The organism is Yinghuangia aomiensis (genome assembly GCF_039542225.1).
GTDB classification, from domain to species: domain Bacteria; phylum Actinomycetota; class Actinomycetes; order Streptomycetales; family Streptomycetaceae; genus Yinghuangia; species Yinghuangia aomiensis.
Map to the genome: position 1 here is coordinate 128,007 of NZ_BAABHS010000016.1, position 19,579 is coordinate 147,585.

The 19,579-nt window shown below is 71.5% G+C and carries 13 protein-coding genes; 5 read left to right on the forward strand and 8 right to left on the reverse strand.

Annotation, left to right across the window (positions count from 1 at the left end; genetic code table 11):
• Nucleotides 1-91 precede the first annotated feature (91 nt).
• The 4 genes from ABEA93_RS22730 to ABEA93_RS22745 form a co-directional block, all read right to left on the reverse strand.
• A complete protein-coding gene (locus ABEA93_RS22730) occupies nt 92-466 on the reverse strand; it encodes an RNA polymerase-binding protein RbpA (protein WP_345677532.1) in 375 nt (124 codons plus the stop codon).
• Between the two features lie 368 nt (nt 467-834).
• Entirely contained in the window at nt 835-3,780 is a 2,946-nt protein-coding gene (locus ABEA93_RS22735) for a SpoIIE family protein phosphatase (protein ID WP_345677533.1), read from the reverse strand.
• Nucleotides 3,781-5,135: 1,355 nt separating this feature from the next.
• Nucleotides 5,136-6,758 (reverse strand): ATP-binding protein, encoded by a 1,623-nt coding sequence (locus ABEA93_RS22740; RefSeq protein ID WP_345677534.1) that lies wholly within the window; start codon nt 6,756-6,758, stop codon nt 5,136-5,138.
• 181 nt (nt 6,759-6,939) lie between these two features.
• The gene (locus ABEA93_RS22745; protein ID WP_345677535.1) at nt 6,940-7,134 is read right to left on the reverse strand and encodes a hypothetical protein; all 195 of its coding nucleotides are present in this window, start codon (nt 7,132-7,134) and stop codon (nt 6,940-6,942) included.
• Nucleotides 7,135-7,509: 375 nt separating this feature from the next.
• On the opposite strand from ABEA93_RS22745, the gene ABEA93_RS22750 reads away from it, so the two are divergent.
• The 3 genes from ABEA93_RS22750 (at nt 7,510) to ABEA93_RS22760 (ending at nt 10,015) form a co-directional block, all read left to right on the forward strand.
• Nucleotides 7,510-8,748, forward strand: a complete 1,239-nt coding sequence (locus ABEA93_RS22750) for a hypothetical protein (RefSeq protein WP_345677536.1) — start codon at nt 7,510-7,512, stop codon at nt 8,746-8,748.
• A gap of 221 nt (nt 8,749-8,969) precedes the next feature.
• On the forward strand, nt 8,970-9,431 hold the full coding sequence (mscL, locus tag ABEA93_RS22755; protein ID WP_345677537.1) for a large conductance mechanosensitive channel protein MscL: 462 nt from the start codon (nt 8,970-8,972) through the stop codon (nt 9,429-9,431).
• Between the two features lie 125 nt (nt 9,432-9,556).
• Nucleotides 9,557-10,015, forward strand: a complete 459-nt coding sequence (locus ABEA93_RS22760; RefSeq protein ID WP_345677538.1) for a flavodoxin family protein — start codon at nt 9,557-9,559, stop codon at nt 10,013-10,015.
• A 16-nt stretch (nt 10,016-10,031) separates the two neighbouring features.
• Here ABEA93_RS22760 and ABEA93_RS22765 read toward each other — a convergent pair whose 3' ends face one another.
• Together ABEA93_RS22765 and ABEA93_RS22770 are read right to left on the reverse strand one after the other, a co-directional pair.
• The gene (locus tag ABEA93_RS22765) at nt 10,032-11,237 is read right to left on the reverse strand and encodes a hypothetical protein (RefSeq protein WP_345677539.1); all 1,206 of its coding nucleotides are present in this window, start codon (nt 11,235-11,237) and stop codon (nt 10,032-10,034) included.
• A 1,057-nt stretch (nt 11,238-12,294) separates the two neighbouring features.
• Entirely contained in the window at nt 12,295-13,791 is a 1,497-nt protein-coding gene (locus tag ABEA93_RS22770) for an MFS transporter (RefSeq protein WP_425585048.1), read from the reverse strand.
• A gap of 786 nt (nt 13,792-14,577) precedes the next feature.
• Between ABEA93_RS22770 and ABEA93_RS22775 the strand changes: the two genes are divergently transcribed.
• Both ABEA93_RS22775 and ABEA93_RS22780 read left to right on the forward strand, forming a co-directional pair.
• A complete protein-coding gene (locus ABEA93_RS22775; RefSeq protein WP_345677540.1) occupies nt 14,578-15,423 on the forward strand; it encodes a thioesterase family protein in 846 nt (281 codons plus the stop codon).
• A 171-nt stretch (nt 15,424-15,594) separates the two neighbouring features.
• On the forward strand, nt 15,595-16,659 hold the full coding sequence (locus ABEA93_RS22780; protein WP_345677541.1) for a tyrosine-type recombinase/integrase: 1,065 nt from the start codon (nt 15,595-15,597) through the stop codon (nt 16,657-16,659).
• 565 nt (nt 16,660-17,224) lie between these two features.
• Here the strand turns inward: ABEA93_RS22780 and ABEA93_RS22785 are convergent.
• Nucleotides 17,225-17,920 (reverse strand): ester cyclase, encoded by a 696-nt coding sequence (locus ABEA93_RS22785; RefSeq protein ID WP_345677542.1) that lies wholly within the window; start codon nt 17,918-17,920, stop codon nt 17,225-17,227.
• Between the two features lie 198 nt (nt 17,921-18,118).
• Nucleotides 18,119-19,345, reverse strand: a complete 1,227-nt coding sequence (locus ABEA93_RS22790) for an acyl-CoA dehydrogenase family protein (protein WP_345677543.1) — start codon at nt 19,343-19,345, stop codon at nt 18,119-18,121.
• Between the last annotated feature and the right edge of the window lie 234 nt (nt 19,346-19,579).

The following is a 19,579-nucleotide window of genomic DNA, read 5'->3' on the forward strand; positions in this document are numbered from 1 at the left end:
CCTGCCCGGGGTGCGGCCCACGCCGTTCGTCGTTGCGGTCGTCCGGTCTGCGGTCGGTGCCTGCGCGAACCTCTCGTTGCGCGGCCGGTGGTCAGGCCGTCTTGCGGTTGTCGCGCGGGTCGTGGTGCAGGTCGATGCCCCCGGAGCGCAGTACGGCGAGGCGTTCGGCGAGGACTTCCTCGAGTTCCTCGCGGGTGCGCCGCTCCATCAGCATGTCCCAGTGCGTACGCGCGGGCTTGTTCTTCTTCTCCTCCGGCGGGGCGCCGTCCACCAGCTGGGCGACGAGGCCACAGCTGCGGCACTCCCATACCGAGGGGATCTCCGCCTCGACGGAGAACGGCATCTCGAACCGGTGGCCGCGCGGGCACGCGTACTCCACGGTCCGGCGGGGGGCCAGGTCGATTCCACGGTCGGTCTCGTAGCTGGTGGCACCGAGGCGCGTGCCGCGGAGAGCTCGTTCACTCATGAAATCGTGCCTCCTGGGCTTGAAAGTCCACTGCGACAGCCCGAGGCTGCCTCGTTCTGGTAACGCTCGATCAACGTGCGGCAGGGCCCGAAGATTCCCGGGATGTTCCGGAGGTGTTCCCCGCGCCCTCGCGGCGCGGTGGGCACCCCGGCCTGCACCGCCCAGGTACTACCCCAATTCGGGCTTTTCATCACATCTTGGATAAATCATCGGGTCGATCAATCGATCATCGACCCGGCCGCGGTGCCATCCCTCACCCCCTCCACACCACCGCGCGCCCCACCGCCCCCTCATCGATCACCCGTACGAACCGAACCAAACCCCTACGCCGCCCCCGGCACCGAAAACCACCGCCCGACCCGCCGCCGTCACCTCGCCCGGCGCACCCCCGGCTCCGGCAATTCCGCCCACACGACCTTCCCCGAATCCGTCGGCCGCGCCCCCCAGTCCGACGCCAACGCCCCCACAATCGCCAACCCCCGGTGCCGCTCCTCCGACACCGACGCCGCCAACCTCCGCGGCAACCGCCCGTCCTGATCCGCCACCTGCACCACCAGGCACCCCGGACGCAGCCGCAACCCCAACTCCATCGGCGTCCGCGCATGCTCCGCCGCGTTCGCCACCAACTCCGTCGCCACCGAACACGCCGCATCCACCCACAACCCCGCACCCGCAGCCCGGTCCGCGACACCCCACCGCCCCATCACCGACCGCACGAACGCCCGGCCCTCCCGCGCCGCCTTCGCCGTCGGCGGCAACTCCACCGACGCCACCCGGTCCCGACCCTCCCGCGCCCGCACCAGCAACAACGCCACATCGTCGTGCTCCCGACCCGTCAGCATCCCGCCCAACAACCGGTCACACGTGTCCTGCACACCGTCCACCCGCCGCGCCGCACCCCCCATCTGCGCCGCAAAATCCCCCAGCCGATCCGTCAACGACACATCGTGCCGCTCCACCAAACCGTCCGTGTACAGCAGCAACCGGTCCGACGCCGCAAACGGCACCTCCGCATCGTCGAACGCCGTCCCCTCCGACGCCGCCGCCACCCCCAACGGCACCCCCAGATCGTCGTCCAACAACCGCACCCCACCAGCCGCACCCACCAACGCCGGCGGCAGATGCCCCGCATTCGACCAGCGAATCGACCCCGCCCCCGGGTCGTACACCGCATACACACACGTCGTGATCTGATCCTCGGCCCCCATCCCCGCCACCAAACGGTTCAAGTGCCGCATCACCTGCGCCGGCGGCAAATCCATCACCGCATACGCCCGCACCGCCGTCCGCAACTGCCCCATCACCGCCGCCGCCCCCAACCCGCGGCCCATCACATCCCCGATCACCAACGCCACCCGCCCCGCCGACAACGCGATCACGTCGAACCAGTCACCCCCCACCTGCGTCCCCCGCGCCCCCGGCAAATACCGGCACGCAATCTCCAACGTGTCGATATCCGGCACCTCAGGCGGCAGCAACGACCGCTGCAACCGCACCGCCATATCCCGCACGTTCCGGTACAGCCGCGCGTTCTCGATCGCGGCAGCCGCCTGCGCCGCAATCCCCAACGCCAACTGCTCGTCCCGCTCCGTGAAGATGTCCGGCTTCGCATGCGAAAACGCGAACGAACCCAGCACATCCCCCTCCCGCGACACCACCGGCACCGCCAAATACGACCGCACCGCACCCCCGTACGCCGACCCCCACGGCGCCCGATGCCCCTCCCCGGCGAACACCCCCGGAAAATCCGCCACATCCCCCGACCGCACCACATCCGTCAGCAAATGCGACGGCAGCAACCGCAACCCCGCAGGCGGCAACAACGGATGCGCACCCCCGCCGTCCCCCGGCTCGTTCCGCGACGCCGACGCATACCGGATCGTGTCCTCCCCGTCCGGCCCCTCCTCCGCACCACAGTCCCGATACAGCAGCAACCCGTGCTCCGCCGCGATCACCGACACCGCGGCCTCCGTCGCCGCCAGCACCAACTCGTCCAGATCCAACTTCCGCGACAACTTCTGACCCACGTGGTACAGCGTCCGAACAATCTGCGTCTCCTGCTCCAGACGACGCTGCTTCAACCGCAGCTGCTCCGCCTGCGTCCGCACCCGCCCCCGGTACGTCTCCACCGTCCGCGCCTGCTCGACGGTCGTGTCCTCCGCCACCGCCAGCAACTGCTCCAACGCGTCCAACCGCGCCGCCGCCGCAAAACCGTCCACCACCCCCGTGGCCCCGGTCACCCCCGACTCCACCGCCACCACAGCCGTCGTCCCCCGCGGCGACGGCACCGGAGCCCACGGCGCCGGCATCAACGCCAACCGCGCCGCCGGCACCAACCCCCGCAACGCCTCACCCGCCCCCACCGGCACATGCACCCCGCAGAACAACAACACCGCGAACACCTCGCCGTCCGGCAACGGACCCCCGAACCCCACCACCGTCCGCACCCCGTGCACCGCCGCATGCGGATCCGGAATATGCGCGATCGCACACCGCTCCGCCTCCCACCCCGCACCCCCGCACGCCTCCACACCAAGACGGTCCAACACCGCCGCCAACGCGGGATGCACCGCCTGCGGCGCACCAGGACCCGACAACGCAATCCGGGCAGGGAACCCGGGATGCGTCGGCTCGGGAGCGCCACCGTCGCCACCGAGGAGAACCAGAGCGCGCGTACCCGCCTCCTCGCGAAGGGTGATGTAGACGCGGGCCAAGGCGACTTGGTGAGACACGGGGCCCACGAACGATCCGGCACCTTGCGGAGGCACGATGGGAGGGACCACCGTGGGCAGCACGGCGGACGGTGCAGGAGGAAACACCGGCTCAGGCAGCGCCGACACCGCGGGAGCAGCCCAGGACGACGCCTGGGGCGCCGACGGGGGCGGGCTTCCAAGCGCGGTCGCACCGAGCGGCCCGGGCGCGACCGGCACACCCGCGGAGCCAGAAACGGCGGCGTCGGCGGAACCGACCGTGCCACCGCCCTCGACACCGCCCGGCAACGGCCGCGGCAAGACGTCGGCCCCGCGGACACCCGTTAACCCCGTCGGCGGAGCCGGAACCGCCGGATGCAGCGCACTGTCCGCACTCCCCGGCTGCGCCGCCGTAGCGTCGACTCCCGGAAACGGCACGGAACCGGCCGGCGCAGCAGGCACGGACTCCGGGGCCTCCAGCGGCGGTTCCAAAAACACCGCACGCAACTGGCGGGCCACCAACACCGCGGCCTCCTCCGCGGTCGACGCCCGCGCCGCGGCCTGCCGCAGATCGGACCCGCACACGACCACGTCGCTGGGGGAGAGCTTCGCGAGGTCGAACACCGGCGCCACGTCCTCGGCTGCCGGCCCCGCCCCCGGCCGGCCGCACGCGCCGCACCGCGCGCCAGGCACCGGCGGATCGTCGGGCTCAAAAAATCGACAGGCAACGGCCCCCGCGCGCGGGGCCACACAGCCGCACACGCCCCCGTTCCGCAGGCCGCGCCGCCGCTCGTGCGGCACCATCATGGCCCCCACCAAGGCCTCTTGCGCGACGTTTGGCTCATTCGTGCCCCAATGGGCGTACGCGGGGCGCACCCCACGGCGCACACACCCCACGCGACATCACCCGTACAGCCCATCCCCGAAAGAGTCGCCGCCTCCGCCGCCCCCGATCGGACACCGCCGCCCGCTCCGCTCCCGACCCGGGCCCGACGATCCGACGATCCGCACGGCGGAACACCCCAAGCCCCCCGACGAGGAACCCGGGCCCGAGATACGGCACATCTTCCGCCGCATCGTCGACGACCGGACAGGCGCCGACGGCCCGATCCCCACAAACGCCCGGATGCAGTACGACCCCACGCGGGGCCAGTTCCTCGACAACAGGGACTTCCTGGGCTGCTTCGGCAACGAGATCGTCCATCAGGGCACCAGCGGCCGCCACACAAGCCGACGCAGTCGAGATGGTTTCGTGGTTGGCCGTAGACGACCGCATGCCCGCGCCGCGTCGGATGGCCCGGGTCACGTTCCTGTTCGCCACAGGGACCGTCGGCGAACGGCACACCGCCGGCAGTCGGCCCGACCAGCCCGCGCACGCGAATCCACCCGCCGAAGCCCGCGCACGCCGAGCCGTGGAAGCGGTCGTCGGGGATGTGTTCGCCCGGCAGGACGCCGAACGCACCGCCGCCCGCATCGCCTTGGCCCAACACCTAGCCGCATTCCCCGGCAGGCCGGCCCGGCGCCCGGGCAGCACATCCGGGAAGCCGACTACGACTTCCGCGGCACATTGCCGGACGTGCCCGTCCGAAGCCGGACCCTGCACCTCCTCGACCAGATGACCCGACACGAACGCATCGTGCTCACGGGCCCGCTGCGCCCCGAGGACAGGTTCTGAGTCAACGGCCGCCGCCGCACCGGGTGTTCGCTCTGCCGCTGCGCCGTGCGGGCCGTGGCGGTGTCGGATGCGGGTGGAAATCCCCGCCCTGCCTTGCCGACGGCACCGTCTGAAACGCGTCCGGGCGGCGCAGCGGCAGAACAGCGCCGGGCCGACGCTGGTCGGCGCTGCGCCGTCGGCGCCTGCCGGTGCCGTCCAGCCCGGCCCCCGCGGACACCGTGGAGCCCCTGTCGACCACGTCCGGTCGGCAGGGGCTCCACGGTGTCGTCGCCCGGGTGCCCTCGTGAACGCACCCGCTTCTTCGTCAGATCGTCTTGACCAGCGACGGTGCGGTCGCCGCGGCTTCCGTCTCGGTCCCGTGTACCGGCAGCGCTCCTTGTGCCGCGACCGGGGGCAGGAGGGCCAGGACGCGGGCGCGGTCGGCGTCCGGGGTGTCGTCTTCGAGGGGGTCGGGGGTGTAGGGGGTCTGCAGGCGGATGACGGGGCCGCCGCCGACGCGGGCGTAGCCGCGGCCGGCGGGGACGCCTTCGCCGCCGGCGATGCCGGGGGCGGAGCCGAGGGCGGCGGCGCGGGTTGCGGCGTCGAGGGGGCCGAGGGCGACGCGGGTGTGCGTCTCGGAGAGCAGGCCGGGGTGGAGGCGGTCGAGCTGGGCGGGGCGGGCGGTCGCGACGATGCTGATGTGGGTGGTGCGGCCGAGGCGCAGCGGGAGGTCGAGGAGGGTGTGGACGTCCGGGTCGGCGAGGTCGGCGGGTTCGTCGAGGAGGACGCACAGGGGGCGGCGGGCGTCTTCGGGGGCGGCGCGGCCGGAGCGTTTGGCTTCGGCGATGGCGGCGGCGCGGCGGGCGGTTTCCTCACGGAGCCAGGTGAGGGCTTCGCGGGCGCCGTTCTGGGTGGTTTCGACGCGGAGGACGCCGGCGCGGCCGGCGAGGCAGGCGAAGTCGCCGGAGCCGGTGGCGTCGACGGCGAGGACGTCGCCGTCGCGGAGGGTTTGGACGGCGATGGTGCGCAGGAGGGTGGTTTTGCCGGAGGCGGGTCCGCCGACGGCGAGGAGGTGGGGGGCGTTGGTGCGGGTGCCGGTGCGCCAGACGACGGGCGGGAGTTGGGTGCCGTCGGGGTCGGGGTCGGCGTCGGCGGCGGTGGAGGTGGTGACGGGGATGAGGCGGTTGGTGGAGGTGGGGTCGGTGAAGCCGAGGACGATTTCGCAGGGGGCGGTGACGTAGGGCTGGGCGGGCACGGGGCCGGGGAGCGGGGGGAGGGCGGCGACGGTGAGGCGGTTGGCTTCGGTGTCCCAGCCGTAGAGGTATTCGCGGGCGCGTCCGGCCTTGGCTTCGATCACGCGTTCGATGCGGTGGCGGGCTTCGGGGTCGTCGTCGGCGAAGTAGGGGGAGTAGCGCAGTTCGAGGCGGGTGAGCTGGTCGCCGTCGAATTCGTGGTGTTCGAAGGCTTTGCTGTGGGCGGCGCCGGCTTCGAAGCGGGCGTCGGGATCGTGGGTGTCGGCGAGGTGGGGGACGAGGCCGTTGTAGATGGCTTGGAGGCGGTTGTCGCCGGGCGGGGGTCCGGGTGGCGGGGGCGGGGTGCGGTCGCGGCCGAGCCAGGCGGCGCCGGCCATGAGGGCGCCGAGGGCGAGGAGGGGGCCGTAGGGCAGGAAGTAGAGCAGGACGCCGACGGCGACGGCGCCGACGAGGGCGCCTTTGCGGCGGTCGGGGGTGGCTTCTTTCCACCAGGTGCGGGCCCAGGCGACTTCGCGGCGGAAGCCGCGGCCGAGGTGGAGGAGGGGCGCGAACATGTCGCGGGCGTGGCCGCGGACGCGTCCGGCGTGGGCTCGGGACGCGGCCAGTCCGGTGCGGGCGTGGCCGAGGCCGGTGCGGGTGGCGTCGGCGATGCGCCGGGACAGCGCGGGCGTGGTGGGCGGCAGGGGGGCAGGCACAGCGGGTCTCCCATCGGTACGGATGTTCGATCGAAGGGGTGTGCGAAGCGGGGGCGGGGACGCCGTCAGGCCCCGGCTCGCCATGGAGTCGGGGCCTGGGGCCGGGGGACCGGCCGGCGGGTGCCGCGGGGCGGGGACAGGGTTCGGAGTGCCGCTTCGGCAGCGCGCCGGGGGCGGCGCGTCAGAAGTTGATGCCGGACAGCAGGCTGGCGAGGCTGTTGCCGCTCGCCTTGATGTGCGGCGCGATCGCAGTGCTGGCCAGGTAGAAGCCGAAGAGTGCGCAGACGATGGCGTGGGATGCCTTCATTCCGTCTTTGCGGAAGAACAGGAAGGCGATGACGCCGAGCAGCAGGACTCCGGAGATGGACAGAACCACGGTGACTCCTGGGGGCGGTGCACGCGGGGGTGCACTTGGTGCGGGGGACGACGACGGTCACACGACGCCACGAACATCACAGAAAGTGGTCTTATCGTGACAAATTGCTCACGCTCTGGGGAGCCACCAAATGGGGGTATTTGTCGCTAATCGCACCGCATCCGGCGAACCCGCGAACAACCTGTACACACCAAGCACTTGTGTCCGACCAGGCCCGGACAGCCCAGCAGTTGCGACCGCCCTCCCAGAGGCGAAGAGTGGGTTTTGTCCCACGCGCACCGTTCGAGGCCCACACCTCCGGTGACCGCCACACCGCCCCGCAGCGGCGGTGAACCCGGACAGGGACGCTCCGCCCAGCACGCACCTGGAACACGCATGTCCAAAACCACCGGGAAACGGATCCCCCGCATCATCGGCGTCTCCTGCCTCGCCGCAGCCATGGCACTCCCCGCCGCGGCCGCCGCAGCCGTAGGCGCCCCCGTCCAGGACCGGCCCGCCGCACCAGGCGACCCCACCGCACCACCCACCGGCGGCGGAGGCGGTACGGGAGGCGGCGGAGGTGGAGGCGGCGGTGGGGGCGGCAGCACCCCCACCGGACAACCCAACACCCCCAACAACCCCTACAAGCCCCCCAACAGCGGCGGCACCGCCACCGGCGGAACCGGCACCTCCAGCAAGGGAGCCACCTCGGGAGGACCCTCCACCGGCACCGGGACACCCTCCGGCGGCGGCACCGCCACCACCGGCAGCATCAAGAACCTGGTGCCCCCGGAAACCAAGCAGCAGATCGACGACGGCATCGCGAAACTCAACATCTCCGCCGCCGACAAGCAGAAACTCAAGGACGCCCTCGACAAGGCCATCGCCGCGGTCAACAACCCCACCACCCCGGCCGCCGAGAAGATCGCCAACCAGAAGATCATCGACGGCGTCAACGCGGCCATGAAAGCCCTCAACGACCCCAACACCCCCGCCGCCGACCGCGCCGGCTACCAGCAGATCGTCAACGGCGCCCGGGCCGCCCTCCAGCTCGCCCAGGACCCCAAGACCTCACCCGTCGACCGCGAGTTCTACCTCGGCGTAGGCCGCAGCCTCGCCGAAGCCACCGCCCAACTCCAAGACCCCAAGCTCTCCGCCGTCGACCGGCAGCGCCTCCTGAACGCCCTGAACATCGTCAGCGGCGGCCTCGTCGCCCTCGCCGACCCCAAGAGCGCACCGGTCAAGCCGCAGGACAAGCAGAAGATCCAGCAGGTCATGCAGCAGACCACCACCGCACTGCAGACCGTCAACAGCCCCACCGCGTCCCCCCAGGACAAGGCCGCCGCGCAGAACACCCTCAACGCGCTCGCCGCCGCCCCGACCAACCCCCAGTACCTGGAGTTCCTCAACCAGATCAAGACGTACGACCCGTCGACCGAATGCCTCGACACCATCCAGAGCCGCACCGCCCAGGCCGGCTGGCCCGACGGATCGCTCTGGGGCCTGGCCGACCAGACATGCGCCGACACCCTCGCCAAGGCCGTCGCGGACACCGGCAGCAAGTGGAACCCCCTGTTCCTCTGCGTCCAGCAAAACGCGTTCTCCACCTGCGACGCCTACATCCCCAAGGACTGACCCACACCCCGCGCCCCCACCGGGCCGGGCCGGCACCACGCCGACCCGGCCCGACCCCATCCCCGAACACCCCACACAACAAATACGACATATAACTCGAAACGGTTAAGCGGATGGACCCGCGACGCCGAGATCGGCAGCATGGCCCGCCGGGCTGCCGCACGGCCGCCCCGGGCCCACCCCGCCCGCACACCCCCCACTACACCCCCCTGGAGTACCCGGTGTTCAAGGGTTTCCGCGCCTTCCTCCTGCGCGGCAACGTGGTCGACCTCGCCGTCGGCATCGTCATCGGCGCCGCCTTCACCGCCGTCGTGACCGGCTTCGTCACCGCGTTCCTCACCCCGCTCATCGGCGTCGCCACCGGCGCCGTCGGCGACTTCAGCAAGGAAACCTTCACCGTCGCGGACACCACGTTCCCCTACGGCGCCTTCGTCAACGCACTCGTCAGCTTCGTCCTCGTCGCCGCGGTCATCTACTTCGCCGTCGTCCTCCCCGTCGCGAAGCTCCAATCCCGCTTCGAACCCATCAAGGACGAGCCGGTCGCCAAAACCGACTGCCCCGAGTGCCTCAGCCTCATCCCCGCCGCCGCCACCCGCTGCGCCTACTGCACCGCCGAACTCACCGGCCGCACCGGCTTCCCGGCCCAGGCCGCAGCCCACGCCACCACCCCGGCCGGCCGCTGAACCCCACCCGCACCGCGCGAAACCGACGCCCGCCGCCCCCGAACACCCCGGGGCGGCGGGCGTCGCCGTGTGCCCCGCGGCTGAGAGCATGACCCTTCCGGAGCCCGCGAAAGGGGACCACGCACGTGACCGTCCTGCTCGTCGTCCACCACTCGCCCTCACCCACCCTCGCCGAACTCCTCGAAGCCGCCCTCACCGGCGCCCGCGACCCCGACATCACCGGCGTCGACATCCGCGTCCGCCCCGCCCTCACCTGCTCACCCGCCGAAACCCTCGAAGCCGACGGCTACCTCCTCGGCACCCCCGCCAACATCGGCTACATGTCCGGCGCCCTCAAACACTGGTTCGACCAAGTCCTCTACGTCGACTCCGGCACCAACCAGCACAAGCCCTACGGGCTCTACGTCCACGGCGGCAGCGACACAGCCGGAGCAGTCCGCGCCGTGGAAGGCGCCGCGAACGTGATGGGACTACGACGCGTCCGCCCCGCAGTCGAAGTCGTCGGCACCGTGACGAAACCCGCGCGCGAAGCCTGCACCGACCTCGGGGCACTCGTGGCCGCGGAGCTGATGACGGAGGAGTAGCCGGCGGCCGCGTCTCTCAGGCGTCGTGGTCGTTCTTGCGGCGGGAGTCCCGCCGCTGCTCCTGGCCGCGGGCCTGGCGGGCTGCCGCCCGGCGCCGCGCCGAGGCGGCACGGCGCTCGGCCTCGGCCCAGGCCGTCCGGTCGTCGGCCAGCCAGGCGGGGCGGGTGGCCAGCAGACGGGCGACGTAGCCGGCCGTCCAACCGCCGCTGCGCGGGCGCAGCGCCTCGACGACGGACAAGTCCAGGCCGAAGAGTTCGGCGACCGCCTCGTCGGGGACACGCGCCACGACACGCTCGGCATCACGCAGCACCGCATCGGCGCGTCCGCGGGCGGCCTCCCACACGCGCTCCTGCTCGCGGCTCCACATGGCGGACACGCGTTCGAGTTCCAGATCGCCCCGCAGCTGGACCAGCCAAGCCGGGGGTTCGGACGCCAGTTCGTCGAGCGTGGAGCGGGCGACGTAGCCGTGCACGGCCGGGACGTGCCAGGCCAGGCGCAGCGCGGGCACCCCGAGGCGGGACGCCACCTCGCCGGGCGCGGCAAGCTGCGGGAGGACGCGCAGCGCGGGGGAGACCGCGTCCTGCGCCAGCGCCGTGAGCTCGCCGGGGCGCAGCCGGGCCTGGCCGACCAGATCGGCGAGGGCGGCGGCACGGGTGTCGTCGCGGAACCGGCGCAGCCGCGGAGGCAGGTAGCCGGCGGCGGTGCCGAGGGCGACCGCCCACAGCACGGTCTCCACCGGGTCGCCGTCCGCACCGGGGCGGCGGACGCTCAGCAACTGGCGGGCTTCCTGCGCGCGTTCCCGGTTGTAGGCGCGGGTACGGGCGGCCTTCGCGGCGGCCTGGGACCGGGCGACGGCGGCCGCGGCGGCGCGCAGCTCGATGTCGGCGACGACGTGGGGGAGTAGGGCGTCGACATCGGCGGTGCGGTAGTAGCACACGGCCACGTCGGCGCCGTTGCGGCGCAGCCACTGGCGTTCCACGACGGGGAGTTCCGCGGTACGGGCCACACGGGCGAAGCGCGCACGGCTGATGTGCAGGCGCTGCGCGGCCTTGGCGGCGCTGAGGGGCTCTTCACGGTGCAGGGCGTCGAGGAACCGGCGCTGGTCGGCGGCGGCACGGGCGACGCAGTCGGCGTCGAAGGAACCGTCCTCGTGCTGATCCAACAGTCCGGCCCGCGCGGCCAGCCGGACTTGGCGGGGGACCAGCCCCAACGCTTCACCCACCCGCGCGACTCCCCAACCCCGTCGGGTCACGTCAGGCCCCTTCCCTCGGGTGACTCCGATCGGGCCGACGATAGAACGGCGGGGGTGGTCCGGGTAGGCGAAGCCGAGAAATCCCCCCGAAAGTGCCAGGAGATGGGGAGGGAGGAAGTCAAGGAGTTACGGGGTGTTGCTTTGCGTTATCCACAGGGGGAGTTGGTTGGGGTTGGACGGGGGTTGCGGGGCAAGTTGCGAGCCGGCCGCCGGGGGACAGACGGCGTGTACATCCGACCCAGCGGGCTTGCGCACTGCATCGAGGGATCCGGCAGCTTCCGCCCGAGTTCGTCGCCCACGTCCTTCGCCCGCCGCGGCGAGGAGTTGGACGTGACGTACCGACGGTCGACCGCACGTGGTGGGCTCAGCAGACGGCGCGGGGCTGACAACCAAACTCTGGGCCAAGGCGGTCGGCAGGGGGCAGGGCCAACCCGCGCTACTTGACATAATGTGCATTATCGGCGAACTGTGGAAGGGGGCAGAAGGGGCCTGAACGCCGTGGAATCCCTGGGGTTTTCGAAGTGCATGCGTCGGCGGCGGTCGTAACTGGCGGCTGGGCGGGCCCAGAGCGCTGCCCACGACGCCAAGCTAACTCCCAGCCGTCCGTAGCCGCTGCAGAGTCCACCCGACGCCGTCCGGCGGCGGCGTCGCACGCCCCCCACGCGGCCACCGCGCGCAACACCGCAGTCGGCTGCGCCACCCCGGATCGACACCTGGCCGAGAGCCTTGGCCTCTCGGCCAAGCCCCCGCCCCCGCCGCCCTCAAAACCCCGTCACCCCCTCAGCCCCCTCCCCGTAGCCCTCATCCCCACCCCCATGCCACCCTGGAACCAACAGCCCCTCACCCGGGCCCACTTCCCCCACCCGTAATCATGTCGTGTAATGGGGATTACACGACATGGCATACGAACTCCCGTCCTACGGAAGCAAATCCGCCTCATTCGGCACGGGAGCCGACCGTCTCACCCAGGTCTTCGAGCACCAGGACCGACAGGACCGCCGGTGTCTCGCGGTTGGAGCCCGGGCCCTCACTCCCCCGCCGCTGCCTCCGCCTCCGCCCGCACGCCGGGCGGCTCCCCCGGCGGCAGCCGTGTCGCCGCGATCAGTCCGACCACTGCCAGCCCCGCCAGCGTGCCCATGGCCGCCGCGTACGCGTGGCTGGTCAGGTTGGCGACGAGGATCGTGCCCGCGACGGCCGTGCCCAGGGACGAGCCGAGGTTGGAGACGCTCCGCGACAGGCCGGAGATCTCCCCTTGCTGGTCCTCCGGGAAGCTCGACTGCACGATGTTGACCGAGGGTGTGAGCATCAGCCCCAGTCCGAGCCCGATGAGCAGGAGCCCCGGTGTATAGGCGATCGCCCGCGTGGAACTGCCGGCCAGGCCGATCAGGACGCCGATTCCGACGGCGGTGACGGCGAAGCCGGTGACGATGAGCGTGCGCTGCGCGTGGCGCTTGGCGAGGCGTTCGGCGGCGAGGGACGAGGCGAGCAGGCCGAGGGTTGCCGCGGTGAAGATGACGCCGGTGGCGACGGCGTCATAGCCGCGGACGACTTGGAGGTACGTCGCGACGACGAACGACGTACCCATCAGCACGAGCCACTGGATGTTCTGCGTGACCAGGCCGAGGTTCGACGTGTGGTTGCGGAACAGGGACGGCGACAGCAGCGGTTCCTCGCCCGCGCGTTCCTTGGCGTGCGCGGCGAGGAAGAACCAGACGAGCACGAGTGCGCCGGCGACGAGCAGACCGAGGGTGAGCCACAGGTTGTTGTCGGCGGCGAGGATCCCCATCACCAGCAGCGTCAGCCCGACGGCGGACAGCACCGCGCCCTGGATGTCGAACGGCCGTTCGGGCTCAGGCGGCAAGGGGTCGCGGATGCGTCGGCTGAGCAGCACGATCAGGGCGACGACGAGGGCCTGGAAGACGAACGCGGCGCGCCAGCTGATGGCCGAGGTGATGAGTCCGCCGATGAGGGGTCCGGCGGCTGCGCCGATGCCGCCGAGGGCCATGACGGCGCCGAAGGCGCGGGCGCGTGAGGTGACGTCGGTGAAGAACAGGGTGGTCAGGATGTAGACGGGCGGGATGAGCAAGGCGGTGCCGACGCCTTCGAGGATGGAGTTGCCGAGGATGAGGACGCCCAGTCCCGGGGAGGCGGCGCTGAGCAGCGCGCCGATGCCGTAGATGACGAGTCCGACGAGGAAGCAGCGTTTGCGGCCGTAGCGGTCGGTGAGTTTGCCGCCGGGGATCATCAGGGCGGCCATGACCAGGAGGAAGACGGTGATGGCGACTTGCACGCCTTGGACGGTGGTGTCCAGGTCGTGGCTGATGTCGTTGATCATCACGTTCATGTTGGAGCCGGCGAAGCTGCAGATGAACTGGGCGAGCGCGAGCGGCAGGAGGACTCCGCGGCGGGGGTCGGCGGCCGGGTGCGGCGGGTCGGTGCCGGGCGGCGGCGGTGCGGGGCGGTCGGGGGCTCCCGGGGGGCCGCCTGCGGGGCCGGGGTCGGCGGGGTGTGGGTGGCGAGGCATGGACGCGTCCCTTCGCCGCACGGGCATCCTCCGCCGGGAGGGTGGACACCGTGCGGTGCCGCGGCGTTTTGGGCCGGGACTGGTCGGCCCGAGGGCCGAAAGGCTTTTCTCCAGGGTGCGCGTGTTCGCGGGAGCGCGCATTCTCGGGCGGCGCGGCCTGGTGGGGCGCAGACGCGCTCGGAGGCGCGGATCGGCAGTCCCCCGCCCCCACTTACCGGAAGCGGCTCCGGTAAGCAGCCTGTTCCTGGCCGGCTCCACCCACGGACCCCACGCTCGACCGGAAGTTGCTGCAGGCGTGCAGAGCAGGCCGCCGCTGCGCCCGGCCTCTGCCGCGATGGGGCGCAGCGGCGGGTGTCCGTTCCGAGGGCGTCGTCCCCGTGTCGCCTCGCTCCCTGGGTTGTCCCCCGCCGGTCGGTCTTCCGTGAGCGGTTCGGCGAGTGCGTTGGCTTCGGTTTGGGTGAGGCGTACGTCGGGGTCGTCGATGTCGAAGATGGCGAGGCTGCGGGTCCGTCGCGGGCGGCGGCGATGCCGAGGGCGCGGCCGTCTTGGTTGCTCATCGTGGGCTCGTGTGGGCGGGGGTGTGTCCCGCTGCGGGGGCGGTGGGGCGCTGTGGTGTCAGGTTGGGCGGTGGACCGTCTCGGCGGGTGTGTTCGGTGGGGCGGGTGGGTGTGGCGTGTGATGGGATGCGGTCGCCCAGGGTGACGCAGGGTGTTGCCGGGGTGGTGTCTGTGTGGTGTGTGGCCGGGCAGGGTCCGGTTCGGTTGCGGGTGGAGAGGTGGGTGCGGCGTGGTGGGTGACGGGGCGTTCGGGGTCGTGGAGGGGCGTGGCGGCGAGGTGCTGGGCGAGGCCGAGGCGTTCTTTGTGCCGTTGGGTGGTGAGCGGTATGCGGCGTCGGAGTGGACGCAGGGTCCGTGGAGTGCGGAGCAGCAGCATGGTGGTCCGCCGTCGGCGTTGTTGGCGGGGCGGATGGCGCGGTTGGCGCCGCGGCCGGAGTTGGTGCCGGCGCGGTTGACGGTGGAGTTTTTGGGTCCTGTGCCGGTGGGGGTGGTGGGGGTTGCGGTGCGGGTGGTGCGGGATGGGCGGAGTGTGCAGTTGGTGGAGGGTGAGTTGAGTGTCGATGGGCGGGTGTGTTTGTCGGCGCGGTTGTGGCGGGTGAGGGCGGCGAAGGTGGCGGGGTTGCCGTCGGGTGCGGTGGCGGCGCCGGGGGCTCCGGGTGCGGTGCCGGGTGGGGTGCAGGGGCCGTTGGGGCGGTTCGGGTACGGGCGGGCGATGGACTGGCGGTTTGTGTCGGGTTCGTTTGCGGTGCCGGGTCCGGCGGTGGCGTGGGTGCGGTGTGGGCGTCCGTTGGTGGCGGGTGAGGGCGGGATGGGGGCGTTGGAGCGGGTGGTGTTGGTGGCGGATTCGGGGTCGGGGATCGGGGCGGCGTTGGATTGGCGGGAGTTTGTGTGGCCGAACGTGGATCTGTCGTTGCATTTTGTGCGGATGCCGGTGGCGGAGTGGGTGTGTGTGGATTCGGCGACGCAGGTGGGTGATGCGGGGGTGGGTGTGGCGCGGACGCGGTTGTTCGACGAGGCGGGGTTGTTCGGTTCGGTGGCGCAGTCGCTTTTCGCGGCTCCGGTGCCGGAGGCTTGACGGGGTGGTGAGTGCTTTCTGCGGTGGGGCTCTCTGGTCGGGTGGGCTTGGGGGGGGTTTCGTGTGGGTTGGTGTGTCGGTGGTGGGTGGTTGGCTGCGGTCGTTGTGATGTGAGCCGTGGTGTGTGTGGTGGTTGTGTCGGGTGGCTTTGGTGTGTGAAGGGGTGCGGGTGTGGCGGCGCCGCGGGAGTTGAGCCGGGTCGAGGTGGGCGCGGCGGTGCGTGAGTACGTGGATGTGCTGGCGTTGCGGGTGGCGATGGGGGCGTTGGCGGCGTCGAGTGCGGCGGCGTATGTGCGCGATGTGGAGGAGTTCGCGCGGTTGGTGGGCCCGTCGGTGGTGCTCGACGACGTGGAGTCGGGGGATGTGGAGTTGGCGGTGGTGCGGATCGCCAATGCTCCCGATGCGCGGTTCTCGCGGCAGCGGAAGATCGGGGCGGACGGGGAGGACGTGCCGGGGCGTGGGCTGCATGCGCGGGCGCGGTGGCTGGCGTCGGTGCGGGGGTTGTTCCGTTGGGCGCAGCAGGTGGGTTATGTGCGTGCGGATCCGATGGAGTTCGTGGCGGGGGTGCGGGTGCCGTCGCGGGCGAAGGGGGCGCGTTTGGGGTTGTCGGTGGAGGAGGCTGTCGCGTTGCGGGAGTCGCCGGGGGCGGTGCCGCGGGGTGGGGCGGGTGGGGTGCGGGCGGATCAGCGGTTGGCGTTGCGGGACGAGGTGATTTTGCGGCTGTTGACGGAGACGGGTCCGCGGGTGTCGGAGATTTGTGCGGCGAATGCGGACGATGTGCGGCTGGGTGCGGGTGGGGGGTGGGTGCTGCATATTCGGCGGGGCAAGGGGGGCAAGGCGCGGGATGTGCCGTTGTCGGATGCGTTGGTGGCGGTGTTGGGGGCGTATCGGGAGCGGGAGCGTCCGGTGGCGCCGGCGGGTGATCCGGCGGAGGAGCGGGCGGATGCGTTGCGGGCGTTGGTGGTGACGGTGCGGGGGCGGCGGATGTCGGCGCGGGATGTGCAGCGGATGGTGCGGCGGCATGTGGCGTTGATGCCGGCGGGGTTGCGTCAGTCGGTGACGCCGCATGGGTTGCGGCATACGGCGGCGACGGTGTTGTTGCGGCAGGCGGGGGCGGATGTGGGGACGGTGGCGGACATCTTGGGGCATGGGGATGTGTCGACGACGTCGGTGTATTTGGACCCGTCGTCGGTGGCGGCTGCGGAGGCGTTGGGGCGGTCGCCGTTGGCGCGGTGAGCCGGGTCGAGGCTCTCCTTGGGGGTTGGTCGGGGGCGGTCGTTCGGGTGGTGGGGTGGTGGGGTGGGTCGGGTGGGGGGTGGGCGGGTATTCGGCGGGGTGCGGGGGTGTTGGCCGGTGGGGTTGTGTGTGGGAGGTTGCCGTGACTCATCCGCCGAGGCCGCCGGGGCGTCCGCCGGGGCCGGATCGGCCGGATCCGGAGCGTCCGGGTTCGCCGGGTCCGTGGCCGCCGGAGCCGTTTCCGGCGCCGGGGCCTACTCCGGGTCCGTCGCCGTTGCCGGATCCTTTTCCGGATCCGTTGCCGCCGGATCCGTCGCCTGATCCGGGTGCGCCTGATCCGGGTGCGCCGGAGCCGGACGGTCCGGGTCCCGGTGGTCCGGGTCCGGAGCCGGATTCGTTTCCGGGCTTGGGGGGTTGGCCGGGTTTTCGGGGTTTGCCGGGTGTCGGGCGCTGAGGTGTCGGGGCCGGTGAGGTGAGGACGTGCCGAGGGCCGGTCCCCCGCTGTGGGGGGCCGGCCCTGTGTCGTGTCGCGTGTGTGGGTGCGGGTGGGTGTGTGGGTCGGGTGTCAGACGTCGATGATGCCGAGTTGGCGCATGACGCCGAGGTTGTCCCAGTTCCACCAGCCTTCGGCGATCTTGCCGTCGGCCATGCGGAAGGTGGTGGTGCCGGTGGCTTCGACGGCGCGGCCGGTGGCGGGCATGCCGTTGTATTCGCCGGTGTTGGTGGCGCGCCAGGTCCAGCGGGTGGCGACTTGGTCGCCGTCGGCGAGCTGGGTTTCGATGGTGAAGGCGAAGTCGGGGAATCCGGCGCGGTATCCGGCGCATTCGCGGCGGAAGCCTTCGGCGCCGACGGTGTCGATGGCGTTGGCCTGGTCGTGGTCGTGGTAGTCGGCGGCGCAGAGGTCGAGTATCACGTCGAGGTTGCCGGCGCTGATTTGTTCGAAGAGGCGGGTGACGGCGGCTTTGTTGAGTTGTTCGTCGCGGACGACGTCGAGGTCGGTGAAGACCGGGGGTTCGTCGCACAGGGCGACCATTTCGTGGAAGATGCGGTCGGTTTCGGGGAGGTGGGAGTTGCGTTCGGCTTCCTCGTAGGAGGGGAATTCCACGATTTCGACGACGTGGGCGTTGTCGGCGCGGTCTGTGCCGACGATGGCGTGGGTGGCGGTGCGTTTGCCTTGGGTTTGGGTGACCCAGGCGTCCATGAGGCGGTTCATGTCGTCGATGCGGCTGGTCTTGCAGTCGACGATTTGGACGAAGGCCATGGTTTCCATCTCCTGGGGGTGGTTTTCCCCCCTGGGTGGAGCGGGGCGTGGCGGGGTGGCCGGGTGCGGGCGCTCCTTGTTCCACTGTCCGTCGGGTGGGCCGGGGTGGGCAAGGGGCTGGGGTGTCGGGGTTTCCGGGTCCGTCGGCGGGGTTCCGCGGTTTGGCGGAACCCCGCGGGCGGCCGGGGTGGGGGTGGGTCAGCGGATGGGGACGCCGGAGATGGTGCGGGCGATGACGAGGCGTTGGATTTCGCTGGTGCCTTCGAAGATGGTGTAGATGGCGCTGTCGCGGTGCATGCGTTCGACGGGGTATTCGCGGGTGAAGCCGTTGCCGCCGAGGATTTGCATGGCGTTGGTGGTGACCCATTTGGCGGTCTCGCCGGCGTAGAGCTTGGACATGGAGCCTTCGGCGGCTTCGAAGGGTTGGCCGGTGGCGGCCATCCAGGAGGCGCGCCAGACGAGGAGTCGGGCGGCGTCGATGCGGGTGCGCATGTCGGCGAGGGTGAAGGCGATGGCCTGGTTGTCGATGATGGGCCGGCCGAATTGGTGGCGGGTGCGGGCGTAGTCGAGGGCGTATTCGTAGGCGGCGCGGGCGATGCCGACGGCTTGGGCGCCTACGGCGGGGCGGGAGGATTCGAAGGTGGCCATGGCGGCGTTGCCGCGGCCGGCGGTGGTGCCGGTGCGGGCGCGGGCGAGGCGTTCGTCGAGTTTGTCTTTGCCGCCGAGGAGGCAGTCGCCGGGGATGCGGACGTTGTCGAGGACGACTTCGGCGGTGTGGGAGGCGCGGATGCCGTGCTTTTTGAATTTCTGGCCTTGGGTCAGGCCGGGGGTGGCGGGGGGTATGACGAAGCTGGCTTGGCCGCGGGCGCCGAGGGCGGGGTCGGTGGTGGCGACGACGACGTGGATGTGGGCGATGCCGCCGTTGGTGGCCCAGGTTTTGACGCCGTTGAGGATCCAGTCGCCGGTGGCTTCGTCGTAGGTGGCGCGGGTGCGCATGGCGGAGACGTCGGAGCCGGCGTCGGGTTCGCTGGAGCAGAAGGCGGCGACTTTGACGTCGTCGGGGGTGCCGAACATCTGGGGGGCCCAGGTGGCGACCTGGTCGGGGGTGCCGTTGGCGACGACGCCGGCGGCGGCGAGGGTGGTGCCGGTGATGGCGAGGCCGAGTCCGGCGTCTCCCCAGAAGAGTTCTTCCATGGTGAGGGGTATGCCGAGGCCGGTGGGGTCGAAGGCCTGGGTGGAGAAGAAGTCGAGGGAGTAGAGGCCGATTTTGGCGGCTTCTTGGAGGATGGGCCAGGGGGTTTCCTCGCGTTCGTCCCATTCGGCGGCGGCGGGGCGCAGGACGTCGGCGGCGAAGGTGCGGACCCAGTCTTGGACGGTGCGCTGGTCGTCGGTGAGCTGGAGGGAGAATGGGGTGAACGCGGTCATCGGGTCTGGCTCCTGGCGGTGGTTGGTGGTGTGATGCCTGCCGGGGTCCGTCGGGTGGGGCTTGCGAGGGGTTCACCACGCTGTTACCGACGGGTAACCGGCAGTGTGTTACTCCCGGTAATGCCTGTCAAGGTGTGCCGGGCACCGCACGCACGGGAAGGCGCGGTAGAAAGACGGGGACAAAGCAGCGCCGCACGCCCCAGGCACCCGGCGCCGCACGGCACGGTCGGCGAA

Coding starts and splice junctions, on each gene's coding strand:
- ABEA93_RS22730 (WP_345677532.1), bottom strand. CDS start 466: ATGAGTGAACGAGCTCTCCGCGGCACGCGCCTCGGTGCCACCAGCTAC.
- ABEA93_RS22750 (WP_345677536.1), top strand. CDS start 7,510: ATGTCCAAAACCACCGGGAAACGGATCCCCCGCATCATCGGCGTCTCC.
- ABEA93_RS22770 (WP_425585048.1), bottom strand. CDS start 13,791: ATGCCTCGCCACCCACACCCCGCCGACCCCGGCCCCGCAGGCGGCCCC.
- ABEA93_RS22785 (WP_345677542.1), bottom strand. CDS start 17,920: ATGGCCTTCGTCCAAATCGTCGACTGCAAGACCAGCCGCATCGACGAC.
- ABEA93_RS22790 (WP_345677543.1), bottom strand. CDS start 19,345: ATGACCGCGTTCACCCCATTCTCCCTCCAGCTCACCGACGACCAGCGC.